Raw genomic sequence first — 15,827 nt, 5'->3', positions numbered from 1 at the left:
CTCAGAAGCTCGCAGGCTGCTTTACTGCGCGGCCATGGCCGCTCGCCGGAGCAAGCGTTGGGCAGGGGTCTATCAGGCTTATCTGGATCGAGGGCTGGCAACTACCCAAGCGTTAGTCATCCTGGCGCGCAAACTGGTTCGTATCGCCTTCGCGCTTATGAAAAATGGCACCGACTATCAGCCGGCCCCTGCCTCATGAAGACTGGGGTGGACAACATAGAATCTCCTACGGCTAATGCTTTTATCGCGCCGCCTACACAGCCAGCCTCCCCCGCCCTTAGCGCCACGCTGACTTGACCACAGAGCACAGCGGCACTTTCTGTCATTGCCTTGGATTACACACTGTTTACCATCGGAGATGACTCCCAAGTCACCCTATTCCCGATGATATTGCTTCCCGCGCCGGCCTGCGGCGCAGAGCAGAACAACACGATCCCAGGAGGCACCATGAACGCCGCGACCCCGGCTCCAGCCCGTGAAGAATCCGCCCAGACCCGCTGGGACCGCATTCCCGTCATCAAGACCGGTGACGACTACCTGGCCAGCCTGCGCAACCGCGGCACTCGCCTGTTCCTGTTCGGTGAGCTGATTGATGAGCCTGCGGACCACCCCATCATCAAACCCAGCATCAATGCCCTGCGCGCCAGCTATGACCTGGCCATTGACGATCCAGAACTGGCCACTGCCTGGTCACCGTTGATCGACGCTCAGGTAAACCGTTTTCTGCACATCGTGGAATCCCCCGGCGACCTGGTAAAAAAGAACAAGATGCAGCGTCGCATGGGCCAGATCACCGGCACCTGCTTCCAGCGTTGCACCGGCCTGGACACCATCAGCGTGCTGCACTCCGTTACTTATGAGATGGACGAAAAACACGGCACCCAGTACCACCAGCGCTACCTGGAGTTCCTCAAGGAAGCCCAGCGCAAGAACATCCTGATTGCCGCCGGCATGACCGACCCGAAGGGTGACCGCAGCAAGCGGCCCGCCGAGCAGGCCGATCCGGACATGTTCATGCGCGTCACCCGCCGCACCGACAAGGGCATCTACGTCAAAGGCGTGAAAGCCCACATGACCGGTGGCTGGAACCAGCACTGGATATGCGTGCTGCCCACCATGAACCTCACCGAAGGCGACAAGGACTACGCCGTGGTCGGCATGATCCCCGGCGACGCCGCCGGCATTACCTATATCTACGGGCGCCAGAGCTGCGACACCCGGGCCATGGAAGGCGGCGACATCGACCAGGGCAATGCCCAGTACGGCGGCCAGGAAGTGCTTGTGTACTTCGATGATGTGTTCATTCCCCACGAGCACGTGTTCATGGACGGCGAATACGAATTCGCCCAGGAGCTGGTCAGCCGCTTCACTGCCTATCACCGCGCCAGTTATGTCTGCAAAACCGGCCTGGGCGATGTCATGGTCGGTGCAGCGGCATCCATCGTGGAATACAACGGCCTGGAAAAAGTCAGCCACATCCGCGACAAGCTGGTGGAAATGACCCATCTCAACGAAACCATCTACTCTTCCGGCATCGCCAGCTCCCACGAAGCGAAGAAGATGCCCAGCGGCATCTTCATGAATGACACCATGCTGGCCAACGTGTGTAAGCACAACGTGACCCGTTTCCCCTACGAGATTTCCCGCCTCGCCCAGGATCTGGCCGGCGGTATCATGGTCACCATGCCCAGCGAACAGGACCTGGAAAATGAAGAAGCCGGAGACATCATTCGTCGCTTCCTCAAAGGCCGCGAAGACATCCCCACCGAGGACCGCATGCGCATCCTTAGGCTGATCGAAAACATGACCCTGGGCCGCAACGCCGTGGGTTACCTCACCGAATCCATGCACGGAGCAGGCAGCCCGCAAGCCCAGAGAATTCAGATTCTGCGCGGCATGGATGTGGAGAAGAAGAAGTGGCATGCCCGCAAACTGGCCGGCATCAAGCAGGAAGCCTGATTCCTGCTTGCCTGCAGCGGGCGGCCTGCTAAACTAGCGCCCGCCCCGCACAACGGGCATGCCGGGATAGCTCAGTCGGTAGAGCAACTGATTCGTAATCAGTAGGTCCGCGGTTCGATTCCGCGTTCCGGCACCATTCGAATTCCACAAAAAAGCCGCTCCTGATCATCAAGAGCGGCTTTTTTGTGGGCGAAAATCGCCGCAGACGATCGCCGCCAGCGACACTACTACGGCAGGGTTATTTCCCGCCGAAGGCTTTCTGCCAGCCCACGGTAAAGGTGTAATCGGTTTCCATCTGAATGCCGTGCAGGGATTCCTGCACCGGCGCCTTGTACTCCATCGCCAGGCGGTGGCCTTTCAGCGCGCCGCTCTTGCCCAGCAGGTTCAAGCCCACACCAATATCCAGACGCTGGCCACCCTTGGCATCCGGGTCCGCCGCCGGGTTCATCATCGGTGAGATGGTCAGGTCTTCAGCAGAACCGTTAATACTGGTCCACCAGCTCTTATACGCTGCCACAGACACCGATGCCCACGGCGAGACCGGCTTGGCCGCCCAGGCGGTCAGATACTTGCTCGAACCCAACTCATAACCCTGATCATTCTCATCCAGAGGAATGTTGGCACTGACCTGCGCGCCCCAGCTCCAGCTGTCATATTGCTTGTTCAGGGTCAGCCCCGGGCGCAACTCATAGCTGCCGGAGCCCAGCTGCATGGGGTAAGGCAGCTGCAGATCCTGACCCGCCATGGGAATATAGTCTTCTTCCTCGATAGAACCGGTGGGCAGCCCAAACACCATATTCAGGTGCAAGCGGTAGCCATTTTCATCGTAGAACTTGTAGAGGCCTCCGATGCTGGCATCGCCGATCCCTGAGGTTTCCGTATCGAACTCGCCTAGGGTGGTGTTACCCATCATGGTCATGCGGGTCTTGGTGGTCATCTCGTTGGTGCTGTACGGCAACATCGCCATCAGGGTGAGGTTATCCGTGGGCGCGTACATGCCACCAAGCATATGCATGTGCATGGTCATCTCGTACGGCAGGGCTTTCATGTTCATCATGCCCATGCCCGGAATCTCGGCAAATGCTTCATCCGTGCTCAGAGAGTCACTACCGGATTTCGCCCCACTCATGCCCATGCCCATATAACGGTAGGAAAGCATCCACTCACCCTTACCGTGCGTGTGGTCACCCATCACAGAAATCGGCGCATGGCTGTCAGCGCGCCCGCCATCATAGTGGGCAAGCACAGCAGGACTGACAGTAAACAGCGACAGCGATATCGCAGCGGACAAAACGGAACGAGACATGACATTTCCCCGGCATTGAATATTCGCCCGCAAGGATACGGGCCCGGGAAAAAATACCAATGTGGCAAAGTGTCACACCGCTCAAGCGCGAGAGTCAGTGGGCGTGAGCTTACCCGGCTCCTGGTGAAACGTTTTCTGGTATGCCTTGCGATATTGACCCGGCGCACACCCCTGCCAGCGCTTGAACGCATGGTAAAAATTGGCGGTATCGGAAAAACCCAGTTCAGCGGCCAGGCCGTGCATGTCGCAACGGGGCTGGCTCAGGGCCTTGCAGGCATGCTGATGGCGCACCTGATCGCGCAGTTGTGCAAACCGCGCACCTTCTTCCTGGAGGCGCCGCTGGAGCGTACGCGGGGTCATGGCCAGCGCATCGGCCACCGCTTCCATGGTCACCGTATGCTCACCGAGTAGCCGCTCCAGATGCTTGATCACCTGCCCGGTAATACCCGCCGCCCGAGACAGGCCTGCCAGCACCTGGTCCGCAGAACGGCGTAATCGTTCATTGTATTTCGGATAGGCGCGGGGCAACGGTGTGCCAAGCAGCTCGGCACTGAACTGGATGGCATTCTGGCTGGCAGCAAACGACAACGGACACTGGAAAAAGGCGCCATAGCTTTCCAGCTCATCAGGCGATGGCTGGCCGTGCAGGAAGCAGGCGCCAGCCAGGGGCATTTCCGCCCCCAGTAATGAGCGCCCGATGGACACCATGGTGGCCACCACGACTTCGTTGTGTGCCCGCGTGGCCGTAAAGCGCAAGGTCGGGTCCTTGCTGATCACCGATAGCTGCACATTCTTGCCGTGCAGGTCGAGAGAGAAATCCAGGTAGGGAACCACCAGATCCTTATAGCGAAACAGCATGCCGATCCCGTTATCCAGGGTATTGGCGGTAGCCATCAGGTTACCCAGCAAGTCCAGATTGCCATAATGGTTATCCGCCCCCACATGCAGGCCGAATAGCGGATCATCACTTTCCGTAAAGGCGGCATAGAGCAACGCATCCAGCTGCCCGAGGCTGATGAAGCGATCGCTGCGGCCGACAATATCCGCATCGATCCCCACCTGCTCGAACAAGGCCTGCACGTCCAGTTGATCACGTAACGAGACTTCAAGAAGCCCCGGCAAAATCGAGGCCGGTAACAGTGTTGTTGTCATGCTGACTCCTCGCAATCACCCGAAACTAGGCAAAGGCCCCGGGCAGGTCAACAACGTCTGCCGAATTGGCCCGTTTTACCGACTGGAGGTTGGTGCCTACTGTGCGTAATCTAGGGAGCTTTGAATAATGGCTTTGGTGCTATCGCAGTGGCCTGCGTCACGCACTTCCTGGCAGCCCCTTCCACCCAATAAAAACACGGATGCAGCATGCTAAAACGTTATCTGGTCGACGAAGTCACCGACACCCGCGCCTCCCGCAAACAAGCTTTCAAACTGTTTGTCGACGCCGACAACTGGGCCAGCTGGTGCTCGGTGGTCCGCCACGCCCGGTTACTTAATGGTGGCTGGCGCCCCGGTGCCCTGCTGCTGTTTGTGGTCGACCTGCCTCGCCTGCCGCCAGCCCCCGTGGTGGTGAAAGTACTGGAATACAAGGAAAACGAGCGTATCACCTGGGGGCTACAACTACCGTTTGCCCGCATTATTCACCGCTTTACCTTTATCGATGATGGCCAGGGCGGCTGCCGGGTACATCAGGAAGAGTGGACTGAAGGCCTGCTGACCTTGCTGGCCTGGCCCGCCGGCAAAGCCATTCACCGCTTCGATACGCAGTTCGCGGCAGAATACGCAGCCATGTTCTGAAAACGGTCTGTTCGCTGTATACCGTGCAAGACTGAAGCCCCTGTAACGTAAACCGGATACCTCATGACCCATCGATTGTTTAAGGCCTATTGCCGGGCCGTACTGGCACACCCTGTCTTCTGGCTTGTGCTGCTGGTGTTGCTTTGTGGCGTCGCTGCCACGCAGGCCCGCAACTTCAAGATCGACGCGTCGGCGGACTCAATGGTGCTGGAAAACGACAAAGCGCTGGAGTATTACCGCAAGGTTTCCAAACAGTACGGCGGCAGTGATTTCCTGATCATCACCTACAGCCCCAAAGACAAACCCCTGTTCCAACAGAACAGCCTGGACCACCTGCAATCCCTGCAGCAATCGCTCAAGGATGTGGACCGGGTCAGTTCGGTCTACAGCATGCTGGATGTGCCCCTGCTGTTCAGCCCCCAGGTGGAATTCAGCGACCTGGCCAACGACTACCGCACCCTCACCAGTGACGGCGTGGATCTCTCCCTGGCCGAAAAGGAATTTACCGACGAGAACCCGCTCTACGAAGACTTATTGGTCAGTGACGACGGCAACACCACCGCCCTATTGGTGAGCTTCGAACGCGACCAGAAATATTACGACCTGCTCTACAAACGCAACGACCTGCGCGACCAGCAACGCAACGGCGAACTGAACGAACAAGGCCAGCAAGCACTGGAAGCTGCCACTCGCGCCTTCAGTGACTACAGCAGCCAGATCCAGCAACGCACCGCCGGGGAAATCGACCAGGTGCGTGAGATCATGGACCGCTATCGGGACGACGCCAACCTGTTCCTGGGCGGCGTGCCGATGATCACCACCGACCTGGTGCGCTTTATCCGCTCGGACCTGAAAGTGTTCGGCGTCGGCGTGCTGGTCTTCCTGATCCTCACCCTGTTCCTGATTTTCCGCCGCCCTCGCTGGGTGATCGTGCCGCTGGCCTGCTGTGGTGTCACCGTCCTGACAGTCACCGGCTGGCTGGGCTGGATGGACTGGAAGGTGTCCGTGATCAGCAGCAACTATATTTCCCTGCTGCTGATCATCACCATGTCTATCACCATTCACCTCACCGTGCGCTTTCGCGAGCTGCACGAAGAGAACCCGGACGCCAGCCAGAAATGGCTGATCCGCGAGACCGCCGCCCACATGATGCGCCCCAGCATCTACATGATCCTCACCACCATGGTGGGCTTCTCCTCGCTGGTCATCAGCGGCATTCGCCCGGTAATCGACTTCGGCTGGATGATGACCCTGGGCCTGGGCGTGTCACTGATCGTCTGCTTTCTGGTGTTCCCCGCCCTGCTGGCCCCGCTATCCGCCGGCCAACCCCGGCAAGGGCGTGATCTCAGCCGGGAATTGACCCTGGCCTTCGCCGGCTTTACCGAGCGCCGCCGGCCCATTCTGCTGATCGTCGCGCTGGCCGTGATCGTCGCCTCCCTGTGGGGCGTCAGCCGCCTGACCGTGGAAAACCGGTTCATTGATTACTTCCAGAAAGACACGGAAATCTATCAGGGCATGCTTCAGATCGATCGCAAACTGGGCGGCACCACCCCACTGGATATCGTCATCGATGCGCCCAAGGCCACAACCGCGCAAAAAGCCGCCCTCAACCAACCCGCCACCGGCTGGGACGGTGACAGCATGGAGGACAGCCCCAGCGACCCGTTTGCCTCTGACAGCCCTGACGAGGCTGGCAACGCGGATCCCTTTGCCAGCAGTGACCCTTTCGCGGCAGACAGCGCCGATCCTTTTGCCGACGGTGACCCCTTTGCCAGCGAGGCCGGTGCAGACCCCTTCGCGACGCCGAAAAAGGCTGAACCCAACCCGCTCAAGGGCGCTTACTGGTTCACCCCGGCCCGGCTGGGCCAGCTGGTGGACATTCAGGACTACCTGGAATCCCTCCCGGAAACCGGCAAAGTGCTCTCCATCGCCACCACCTACGAGGTGGCGGAAAAACTGAACGGGCGGCCGCTCAGCTATGTGCAGCTGATGCTGCTGGCCAGCTTTATCCCGGATGATTTGCGCAACCAGCTGGTCAAGCCTTACCTGTCTGACGACGGTGACCAGGTGCGCATCAGCGTACGGGTAATCGATTCCGACAAGAACCTGAACCGTAACGAACTGCTCGCCAAGATCCGCACCGACCTGCAAAACGACTTTGGCCTGCAGCCGGAACAGGTGCACCTCACCGGTGCCATGGTGCTCTACAACAACATGCTGCAAAGCCTGTTCGACTCCCAGATCAAGACCCTGGGTTATGTCTTTGCGGCGATTCTGTTCATGCTGCTGATCCTGTTCCGCAGCCTCCCCGTGGCACTGATCAGCATGGTACCCAGCCTGATCTCCGCATCCCTGGTGCTCGGGCTGATGGGCTGGATCGGCCTGCCGCTGGACCTGATGACCATCACCATCACCGCCATCACCATTGGCATCGCCGTGGATGACACCATTCATTACATCCACCGCTTCCACGAAGAACTGCCCAAAGACAACGACTACGTGGCCACCATGAAGCGCTGCCATGGCTCCATCGGTAAAGCGATGTACTACACCTCGCTCACCATCATTGCCGGCTTCTCCATCCTTGCTCTGTCCAGCTTCAACCCCACCGTCTACTTCGGCCTGCTCACCGGCCTGGCCATGCTGGTCGCCCTGCTCAGCAATCTCACCCTGCTGCCAGCACTGCTGATCACCGTCAAACCCAAACTCAGAGCGGGCTAACCCCTCCGCCGGCCACTGAGGGAGCTTGCAAGCAAGCTCCCTCGCCCTTCCTGTCCCTCTGCTTTATCGCAAGGCGGAAATGGCACAAGTAATCGTCGCCACAATAACGCCTCCTTCTAGCCCAATGCTGTTCACTTAAGAGAAGCAGCGCTACGCCAACATCTTCGTCATGCGAGCATGACTTCCCACCAATCCCGAAGTTTGAGGGAGGTTGTGGGAAGCGATGTTTACATCGCGAAGGCTTTAGGCATGGCACAGAACCTTAAGTGAACGGTATTACCCCTCTAGCCGGTTTTTTTGCCCAATAAATGGCAGAATGCCATCAACAGAAACCGGGCGGGGGCTCGGGATACAACAGAGGGAAGGGGTACATCAAGATGTTTCATATTGCAGATTCCAGACCGATGCTCTGGTCAATAGCGTTGCTCTCCGTGCTGGCCTCCGGTTGTACCGGCACCCAATACATGCCAGCGCAAGGCCAACTGGCCGGCCCGGCGACTGCGCCACAAGCGCTGCAAGGTTTCGCGGGCACCGCCGATATTCAGCTGGATCTCCCCGGTGGTTACGCCTCACCCGAGGCTCGCAACTACCCCACCCAGCTCGCCACCAGTGAAGTCAGCCGCTGGTTTGCCGATGCCGGCGAAGACTTAACCGTGAGCATGCATAACGAGAACATCGATGACAGTGGCTGGATCACCATGATCCCTTACTTCCTCACGCTCGGTATTTTGCCCTCCTGGGTAACCACCAAGGGCGAGACCGTCATGGAAGTGAAAGCCGGGGACCAAGTACTGTTCCAGAACCGCGAACCCGTGCAATACAAGTCAGCCCTCTCCATGCTGCTCCCTACTTCCTACCTGGTAGGCAGTCCCGGCACGGAGCAGTACGAAGTCATGACCAACGACCAGCTCAACCGTCACAAGCAGGCGTTGCAACAATTCATTCAGTCCCAGCAGGCCGGCTACGAAAGTGCCGTGTCCGCAGGCACCGTCGACGCCTACCGTCAGTATCTCAACAACAACCCGGAATCCTTCTTCCGCATGGAAACCCTGCGCCGCCTGGCCGAGCTGGCTCCCGCCACCCATGCACTGCCCTATCACCGCGATAACATCGCCATCGACAGCGCCTACATCGTCTACCTGCCCGATGAATACGACATCTGGTTTCTGGGGCCACAAGACATGAAGGTCTACGACGTATTGCGGCTTTCCCGTGATGAAGACAACACCTTGCTAGCCTCACGCATCCGTGCCGCCAAGCAGCCATACAAGGTCTTCAACACGGACGAAATCGCCCTGCTCAAGGAAGGCGGCCTGTCCTCCAACCTTATCGCCGCCATGATTGATGCCAGCGCCAGCAGCCAACCCGGCCCAACACCTGCGCCACCCGCCGTTGCCAGCGCAGCGGCACAGCCCGCAGGCACACCGGCAGAATCCCCCGCCCAGAACAGCATGAGCGACATCGCCGCCCAATGCGCCAAGCGCTACGCCGCCTTCAAAGCCTGCGATCAGGTGCCCTCTTTCGGCGCCAACATCTGCCGCAGCCAGGTGAAAAAGAAATACTCCCACATCGCCTGCGAACTCATTCAATAGTAGGCAAATTCACTGTGGGAGCTTGCCTGCAAGCGATTACCCAGCCGTTAATCGCTTGCAGGGCTATCTAAAAATTGACCACTGACCAAATGAACAGTATATTGATCGTCTGGGTAGCCCCAGGCCTTCATTACTGTGACCCCAGGAAAGCCTGACGATTGATCTCCGCGCCCCAAGGATGGGGCCGGGCTCCCGGGCTTATTTCTCAAAGGCAAACACGAATAAATCGTGTGTCCTTTGTAGGAGCGGCGCTTGAGCCGCGAACCGTGCAAAGCAGGACATCCACCTGATAATTTGCAATCTTGCCCTGCACCACTCAGGGCTCCGGCTTCTCCAGCTCCTGCATCACATAGCCCACCTCGTCCATCTTCTCGGTGAGTACCTGCTGGGCATCAAACAGACCCCGGTTATAGAAATGTGGTCCCAGCTCTTTGGCAAAGAAATCAATCAAGAACTCCGCCTCGAACCCACCGATATCCTGCTGAAGCTCGTCTTCGAAGTACCCCTTGATCTTGCTGACCATGCGGGATTTTTGGTCTGGGGTGAAGGTGATATCGGTCATGGTTTACTCATTGCCGAAGAAGGGTTGGAGCAAAGTGCAAGACCTAACCCCATTCGCCCATCATTTGGCGACCGGTTTTTAATGGCTTTTTTATGCATTTAGCCACCCATGCTCTGGATGATTTTTTTGTTTAATTCCTGAAATGACTTTACAAGATCATCACACGCTACCTTTGATGCACCACAACGTGCCGACATATCTATATAGATAGTGCCATCGCGCTCAATTACTCGTCTCTCAACATATGCTGGATGAGCTGGATGATTTATTGGAGTAAAACTGTACATCACACCCTCTTGAGAGCTGGCGATAGTCCACCCGTTTTTCTCGTAAACACTAAAAGACTTATCGCCTTTTAAATCGTTTAATTTTTCACCAACACTTTGACCTTCTTTATTATGACCGGTATACCCCAGATCCTCGCCATAGACCAAACAGGGCAGCAGACCAATCGCGATTAAAGAAAGTAAGCATTTCATGCTGATTACTCGTTTGATTGCATAACGCCGGCCATCATGCGCTCGTCGCATGCATGGCATTGTTATGTACCGGAACCAATTAGAGCTGCCACTATTGAGGCCCCTGCACTAACAATAGCAACCACCATAGGAATGACAATCTTCCAGCGCTCGGACCTAGAAAGTTGCCTATCATGAATCTCAATAGCCACATCCATGAGCTTGTTCACTGTATTTGAATCTAAAATAGGACGTATTTTTTTCTTGTTTTCGGTAGCATGAGGAAGTACGTACCTGGAAATCAGTGAAACTCGATTCACTTTCCCATCTTCTTCCTCATCCTCGTTCTCAAAGCGAACTCGGAAAAACTCGGGGTGCGCTCGCCCCAGATCAATCCAGCTGTTCTCTGAATCCGGCTTATTTTTTAACTCATCGATCAAACCGGATTCACTGCGACTCGTATATTTGTCATATGCGAGAACCTGTATCAGAGCAAGAACATCTGCCAGGCGCCCCGGCTTTAGATACGACGTTTTCCGCTCCTCGCTCACGATTCCCTCTCCTTCACATAACGCCCGGCTTTGGGGCGGACTTGTAGCCGCGCAGCGGCGGAAAGGCCGTCCAGCCCCGAAGGGGGGCGACAACAGCCGATAGTTATGTAATCTTATCCACGCTCCCGTATGAAGGCGTCACTTCTAGATATTTCGCCATGATATTCAGGAAGGTGCGTACTTAAGTACTGCCTCAGCTCATTTTCATGCTCAGTGGTAGTTGATGGCCCAAGCATAATACCCGCAGACATCAGGCAGATTTTATCGTAAGCCACATCAATAAACTGTATATCAGTTGGGTCATTGTTAATTATGACTTCTTGGCAGGTATTATAAAGTGAAGACCCCCGTCTTGGCCTCAGCTGTTTAATCGGTACGGCTTGCAAAACAAACCTCACTTCCTCTTGGAATTCCCAGAGCTCATTTTTAGTAAGAGCATAGTCTTCTATATAGCCCTGAGTCATCAGGCCGCGTACGTCTTTATACATTTGAATTCTTGGTTGTTCTTTATATACGACTTTGGATAGAAACTCTGTGTCTCGCTCGCCTCTGTGAAACAAAAATACGTAAGCATTTCTATTGGTATGATTTGCAATAAAGTGCTTCTTAAAAAACTGAGGCTTCAAGAAATCAGGCGAAAATTCAATTCTTACTGCAAACGGCGAATTCACATACATCTTCCAAAGCGGAATACTTTCGCGCTTTTGTGATGTCCAGCAACTGACAAAGGTATAAGGGGCTTGGGACTGTGTATCCAACAGAAAGCCCTCTTCAGCATCGTCGACATTAATCAGTGAGTTAAATCGAATTACGCCATTCTCAACAATTTTTTGAAATGTATCAAAACTTGTATAGTGATAAATCTTATCCACTTATAAATACCTTCAAATCCTGCCTTAGACTTCATGCAATCTAGGTTACATAACACCCAAAGCAGCGGCGCGCGTTAGCGCGTCCAGCCCGTAGGGCGATGCTGCCTTTGCTTGTTATGTTTTTCTTGCTCATGACTTTGGCTTGTGGGTCTTGTGAGTCAGCAAATACCAAGTATCCGGCAGCATTTGACCTTGGCTATTTGATGTTGGCTCAATAAACATAAAGCGGCCTTTGGTTCCATTGTGTGAAATAAACTCATCGTAAAGCTCTTGAGCAGAACATTCAGATATCACATAAAAGCAATTTGGGATATCAAACCGCCACGTAAGCACCCGGTCCATGCTGTTCAGTACATTCTTCATCTCTTCCCGGGTTCCAACATTTCCGTCATACATAAACAAATATGCTTTTCTCATGCTTCACCCTCCGGCTTGTGATGATCGAGGGTGTTAAAATCGGGATTTTCTATAGCCTTGGTATCATCAACTTGTAGGGGATAAGGGTCTCCCTTTTGTTGAGCTAGCTCGATAGTTCTCTTTTTAATCTGATAGTCCTCTGACTGCAATTTGTCTCGATCGAAGAATAGTAAAAACAAGAATCCAAATAGTGCGACAACAACAGGCGAACATCCAACTGCTACTATCCAGCTAGACAGATCAGGATAAAGAACCCCCGCAATGAGCGTGGGAATAGTAATAATTCCGCAAAGCCACAGAATTGGATTCAATGCACTTTTGACTGTCAGTCGACCTCCAGCCTCGACAGCCTTACTAAAAATTTGCTCTCTCACATAGTGCCTCGCTATTTGGTTTATTCAGAAACATAACGCAGAGCTTTGCGGCAATTTTGGAGCAGCGAAGCGGTGGAAAAATTGTCCGGCAACAGCGACTTGTTATGAGTTTAGCTTAATAGTCTCAAAGATCTTGATGTACATAGGCTTATTTTCATCGTAATCCTTACGATCAGTTACCACGGTGACGCTGACAAAAGCCTTTCCAACTTCGACTGCTGCTACCGCGTAGTAGGTTGGAACAGACTCGCCCGGCCATACGCCTTCATACTCGCGTAATACCCCGGACTCAATTGAACGCACCTCAGTTTGCGGAGTATAAAAATCCTGTACGGAACTGAATCTGTATTCGGCAAACTCCTGCAAACTTCCACCTTCTTTGCTGTACGCGCTGGCGGTAATAGAAACTCTGCCATCGGGGCTAGAAATTGAAAGGTAGTCAGAGTTGGCGTTTTGCTGCCAGTCTGCGGGCGCCTGCACCTCAAATACGTCACCAGCAGAAGGATAGTATTTCATCTCCACTTCAGCACTTGCCACGGACGAGGCTCCTACCAACCCCAAAATGAGAGCTTTGAGTTTCTTCATACTGATTTACTCTGATCTTCCCCACCAAAAGTAGACACTGATTTACGCACACATCTTCAGGTATTCCTGCTCAACCGTGTTAGGGCTTTTATACCCCAGTGTGCTATGCCGACGGTGGCTGTTGTAGAACATTTCAATGTAGTCGAAGACGCAGGAGTACGCCTCTTTCTTATTCGATACATCCTCGGCATAAAGCGCTTCCACCTTGAACCGAGCAAAGAACGACTCCATTGCCGCATTATCCCAGCAATTCCCTTTTCGGCTCATGCTAGGTCTTATCTTTTCACTGAGCAACAACGCCTGGTACTCGCCCGAGCGATATTGAACCCCTCTGTCCGAATGCAGTATGAGCCCTGGCTCTACATTCCTGGAGTCCCTTGCCATATTGAAGGCATCAATAATCAGCTGATTCGTAATTGTCGTATCCAGCGACCAGCCCACGATCTTTCGGGAGAATAGGTCCATCACCACAGCCAGATAAACAAAGCCCTTTTCGACTTTGATGTAGGTAATGTCTGATACCCACTTCTCATCTGGACGGCTGGCGGTAAAGTTTCTTCTAAGAAGATTGTCACTGACATGATTGTGGGCCATAACATCAGGGAAATACTTGTAGCCCTTCCCATTCCTGGCCTTAAGCCCACGTTTCGCCATCAATTTGGCAACCGTATTCTCGCTGATATCACAGCCGCTCTCATTTAGCTCGACGGTCATGCGTGGCGCCCCATACCGGGACTTGAAGCGCTTAAAGAGCGTTACCGGCTGGCGCTCAGCCTCCAATTGGCGGAGCTGACGTGGACTAGGCTTCCGATTACGCCACTTGTAGTATCCAGACCGGCTCACGCCTGCCCAGCGGCACATCTTGGTGACCGGATACTGGCCACGTAGCGATTCAATAAAGGCGTACTTCACCACTTGTCTTTGCTGAAGTACGCCGTCGCCTTTTTTAGGAATTCATTTTCCTCTTTCAGATCCACGATCTCTCTTTTGAGCGCGCGCATCTCTTCGCTTTCCTGCCGGGAGTAATCAACACCTTGCATGCTATTGAACTGCTTATCAGAAAGTCGTTTGTACTGCCTGCGCCAGTTATAAATCTGACCAGGGTGGATACCGAGCTCACGAGCCACCTCCACGGCGCTGGTACCTGGATCTTCCGATCTGCGCACCGCCTCCCTGCGGAAGTCCTCGGTGTAGTGGTTGTATTTGTTCTTACGTTTCTTGGCCATAATAAAACACCTCATTAGGTTGTAGTGAGGTGTCTACTTTTCTTGGGGAACTTGGAGGCATAACGCCTAGCACAGCCGCGAAAGTCGGCCTGCTGCTACTTGTTATGTGCCTTATCATCTGCCCCATTTGCGAACCTAAAATATCCAGGAGGAACTCCCTTGAAAAGCACCATTCCAGAAACATGTGACAATACTCCAATGACGGCAATTCCTAGAAGGGCATACGGGCTGAATGGTTCGAGGAACGAAAAGACAACGATTGCCAGCAAATCGAGCACACACACCACAAATAGAATGCCTGCCAACCCCCGAAATAGAGGCCTTACTTTCAGCTCTCTCCCCATAGCCTCAACCATCTACCCTCACACATAACGCCAGCATTTGCGGAAAATTGGAGCGTAGCGGAAATTTATCCGCAACATGCTCTTGTTAGCCATCGCTTCCGCCTCGCCCCCAGTAGTTATCAGCTTCCTGAGGAGTGCGGCCCTTTAAGCTCTCTTTCCATGCAGGGATGACCTTTTCTACATATACCCTAGAGAACTTTTTAATGCTGCCACCCTTAAGTGATTTCCTATAAGCCTTTGAAACAATGCCCTTTTTTTCCAGCCCCGAACTAAACCTTCTATCCATAGGAGGGTAGTCGCCATCTGTTTCAACCGCCAACATACAAATAACAGTTGGCACTCCTGCCCCGTTAAACCGCTTCGCCAAACCGATGAAGTTCTCTATGTCTTCTTTCGTTGCGCTCACCGCATCCGGCATTCCTTTTGCTAGATTGGAAATTTCAAGCAATCCACTAATCGGCACAGGTGGCACGTTTTTCTTTGCCGCATCAACAGACATCAACCTAGAAATTGTCTTCCTTTCTGAATCGCCAATTTCAGCTGAGTCTATTCCATACCTAGCATCAAAATCCCAGATGCTTTTTTTATATGGTGAATCCATTTCTCCCCTCAAGCTGTATTCTGGCTAACGCCCAAAGCAGCGGCCGAGCGTAGCGAGGTCCAGCCCCGAAGGGGCGATGCTGCCTTTGCTTGTTAAGTGCTTGCTCATTTGCATGCTAAACACTCAGCCTGATTGCTTGTAGAGTACTCCGCATACCAATAATGCGGATCATTTATTTTTCGGTAATCTAGGCCGCTATCTTCATACGAGTGATGAAAACGACGCTTTAGAATAACTATTTTCTTGCATTTGGGTGGCCAAGCTGATTCCTCGGCAATTTCGTTGCCTCGAGCCAGCTCTGACTTGAGAATTTCATTCAATTCATTTGATTCGAACAAGCCATGATTCCTTTATGCACTTAACGCCGCGCTCAGCCGCAGCTTACTTTGGGCGCCTTTTGCGCGAAAATGGGAGCGTAGCGACCGCGCAAAAGGTGCGCAAAGTAAGATGTCGGCCTGCAGCGCTTTG

General features: G+C 54.1%; 16 protein-coding genes, 1 tRNA gene and 1 pseudogene. 6 read left to right on the top strand and 12 right to left on the bottom strand.

Annotated features, from left to right (window positions below):
• The 3 genes and pseudogenes from A3730_RS31855 to A3730_RS18690 form a co-directional block, all read left to right on the top strand.
• Positions 1-199, top strand: a pseudogene (locus tag A3730_RS31855) (IS110 family transposase); the annotation flags it as partial.
• A 248-nt stretch (positions 200-447) separates the two neighbouring features.
• Complete coding sequence (locus A3730_RS18695; protein ID WP_063520617.1) at positions 448-1,959, top strand: 4-hydroxyphenylacetate 3-hydroxylase family protein; 1,512 nt, start codon at positions 448-450, stop codon at positions 1,957-1,959.
• A 60-nt stretch (positions 1,960-2,019) separates the two neighbouring features.
• Positions 2,020-2,095, top strand: a tRNA-Thr gene (locus A3730_RS18690).
• A 102-nt stretch (positions 2,096-2,197) separates the two neighbouring features.
• Here A3730_RS18690 and A3730_RS18685 read toward each other — a convergent pair.
• Both A3730_RS18685 and A3730_RS18680 read right to left on the bottom strand, forming a co-directional pair.
• Positions 2,198-3,265, bottom strand: coding sequence for a transporter (locus A3730_RS18685; protein ID WP_063538661.1), 1,068 nt, complete (start codon positions 3,263-3,265; stop codon positions 2,198-2,200).
• An 81-nt stretch (positions 3,266-3,346) separates the two neighbouring features.
• Positions 3,347-4,417, bottom strand: a complete 1,071-nt coding sequence (locus tag A3730_RS18680; RefSeq protein WP_063520642.1) for an AraC family transcriptional regulator — start codon at positions 4,415-4,417, stop codon at positions 3,347-3,349.
• Positions 4,418-4,624: 207 nt separating this feature from the next.
• Between A3730_RS18680 and A3730_RS18675 the strand changes: the two genes are divergently transcribed.
• The 3 genes from A3730_RS18675 to A3730_RS18665 all read left to right on the top strand — a co-directional run bounded on the left by A3730_RS18675 (position 4,625) and on the right by A3730_RS18665 (position 9,369).
• On the top strand, positions 4,625-5,056 hold the full coding sequence (locus tag A3730_RS18675; RefSeq protein WP_063520643.1) for an SRPBCC domain-containing protein: 432 nt from the start codon (positions 4,625-4,627) through the stop codon (positions 5,054-5,056).
• Between the two features lie 63 nt (positions 5,057-5,119).
• Positions 5,120-7,777, top strand: a complete 2,658-nt coding sequence (locus A3730_RS18670; protein WP_063520644.1) for an RND family transporter — start codon at positions 5,120-5,122, stop codon at positions 7,775-7,777.
• A gap of 404 nt (positions 7,778-8,181) precedes the next feature.
• Positions 8,182-9,369 (top strand): hypothetical protein, encoded by a 1,188-nt coding sequence (locus A3730_RS18665; protein ID WP_156501251.1) that lies wholly within the window; start codon positions 8,182-8,184, stop codon positions 9,367-9,369.
• Positions 9,370-9,685: 316 nt separating this feature from the next.
• Here A3730_RS18665 and A3730_RS18660 read toward each other — a convergent pair whose 3' ends face one another.
• The 10 genes from A3730_RS18660 to A3730_RS18615 form a co-directional block, all read right to left on the bottom strand.
• Positions 9,686-9,931 carry a DUF2164 domain-containing protein gene (locus tag A3730_RS18660; RefSeq protein WP_063519559.1) on the bottom strand — a complete coding sequence of 82 codons (246 nt, stop codon included), beginning with the start codon at positions 9,929-9,931 and terminating at the stop codon, positions 9,686-9,688.
• Between the two features lie 98 nt (positions 9,932-10,029).
• Positions 10,030-10,410: a molecular chaperone DnaJ gene (locus A3730_RS30515; RefSeq protein ID WP_156496943.1), complete on the bottom strand. Its 381-nt coding sequence runs from the start codon at positions 10,408-10,410 to the stop codon at positions 10,030-10,032.
• Between the two features lie 62 nt (positions 10,411-10,472).
• Positions 10,473-10,940, bottom strand: a complete 468-nt coding sequence (locus A3730_RS18655) for a hypothetical protein (RefSeq protein ID WP_063519558.1) — start codon at positions 10,938-10,940, stop codon at positions 10,473-10,475.
• 113 nt (positions 10,941-11,053) lie between these two features.
• A complete protein-coding gene (locus A3730_RS18650; RefSeq protein ID WP_063519557.1) occupies positions 11,054-11,812 on the bottom strand; it encodes a hypothetical protein in 759 nt (252 codons plus the stop codon).
• Positions 11,813-11,941: 129 nt separating this feature from the next.
• Complete coding sequence (locus A3730_RS18645; protein ID WP_063519556.1) at positions 11,942-12,229, bottom strand: hypothetical protein; 288 nt, start codon at positions 12,227-12,229, stop codon at positions 11,942-11,944.
• Positions 12,226-12,603 carry a hypothetical protein gene (locus tag A3730_RS18640; RefSeq protein WP_156496942.1) on the bottom strand — a complete coding sequence of 126 codons (378 nt, stop codon included), beginning with the start codon at positions 12,601-12,603 and terminating at the stop codon, positions 12,226-12,228. Before A3730_RS18640 ends, A3730_RS18645 begins: the two co-directional genes overlap by 4 nt.
• Before the next feature lie 102 nt (positions 12,604-12,705).
• Positions 12,706-13,188 carry a hypothetical protein gene (locus tag A3730_RS18635; protein ID WP_063519554.1) on the bottom strand — a complete coding sequence of 161 codons (483 nt, stop codon included), beginning with the start codon at positions 13,186-13,188 and terminating at the stop codon, positions 12,706-12,708.
• A 42-nt stretch (positions 13,189-13,230) separates the two neighbouring features.
• Positions 13,231-14,103: an IS3 family transposase gene (locus tag A3730_RS18630; RefSeq protein ID WP_082872457.1), complete on the bottom strand. Its 873-nt coding sequence runs from the start codon at positions 14,101-14,103 to the stop codon at positions 13,231-13,233.
• Entirely contained in the window at positions 14,097-14,414 is a 318-nt protein-coding gene (locus A3730_RS18625) for a transposase (RefSeq protein ID WP_063518769.1), read from the bottom strand. The genes A3730_RS18630 and A3730_RS18625 overlap by 7 nt, the downstream gene beginning before the upstream one ends.
• A gap of 429 nt (positions 14,415-14,843) precedes the next feature.
• Entirely contained in the window at positions 14,844-15,359 is a 516-nt protein-coding gene (locus tag A3730_RS18615; RefSeq protein ID WP_063519553.1) for a hypothetical protein, read from the bottom strand.
• Between the last annotated feature and the right edge of the window lie 468 nt (positions 15,360-15,827).

The organism is Alcanivorax sp. HI0044, assembly GCF_001634945.1.
Note: the sequence above shows the minus strand (reverse complement) of the source record. Positions and strands in the feature narration are given on the sequence as shown.

Bases quoted from the DNA above. Each gene is read 5' to 3' on its own strand.
- A3730_RS18685 (WP_063538661.1), bottom strand. From the start codon at position 3,265: ATGTCTCGTTCCGTTTTGTCCGCTGCGATATCGCTGTCGCTGTTTACT.
- A3730_RS18660 (WP_063519559.1), bottom strand. From the start codon at position 9,931: ATGACCGATATCACCTTCACCCCAGACCAAAAATCCCGCATGGTCAGC.
- A3730_RS18635 (WP_063519554.1), bottom strand. From the start codon at position 13,188: ATGAAGAAACTCAAAGCTCTCATTTTGGGGTTGGTAGGAGCCTCGTCC.
- A3730_RS18675 (WP_063520643.1), top strand. From the start codon at position 4,625: ATGCTAAAACGTTATCTGGTCGACGAAGTCACCGACACCCGCGCCTCC.
- A3730_RS30515 (WP_156496943.1), bottom strand. From the start codon at position 10,410: ATGAAATGCTTACTTTCTTTAATCGCGATTGGTCTGCTGCCCTGTTTG.
- A3730_RS18665 (WP_156501251.1), top strand. From the start codon at position 8,182: ATGCTCTGGTCAATAGCGTTGCTCTCCGTGCTGGCCTCCGGTTGTACC.
- A3730_RS18645 (WP_063519556.1), bottom strand. From the start codon at position 12,229: ATGAGAAAAGCATATTTGTTTATGTATGACGGAAATGTTGGAACCCGG.
- A3730_RS18670 (WP_063520644.1), top strand. From the start codon at position 5,120: ATGACCCATCGATTGTTTAAGGCCTATTGCCGGGCCGTACTGGCACAC.
- A3730_RS18625 (WP_063518769.1), bottom strand. From the start codon at position 14,414: ATGGCCAAGAAACGTAAGAACAAATACAACCACTACACCGAGGACTTC.
- A3730_RS18680 (WP_063520642.1), bottom strand. From the start codon at position 4,417: ATGACAACAACACTGTTACCGGCCTCGATTTTGCCGGGGCTTCTTGAA.
- A3730_RS18695 (WP_063520617.1), top strand. From the start codon at position 448: ATGAACGCCGCGACCCCGGCTCCAGCCCGTGAAGAATCCGCCCAGACC.
- A3730_RS18615 (WP_063519553.1), bottom strand. From the start codon at position 15,359: ATGGATTCACCATATAAAAAAAGCATCTGGGATTTTGATGCTAGGTAT.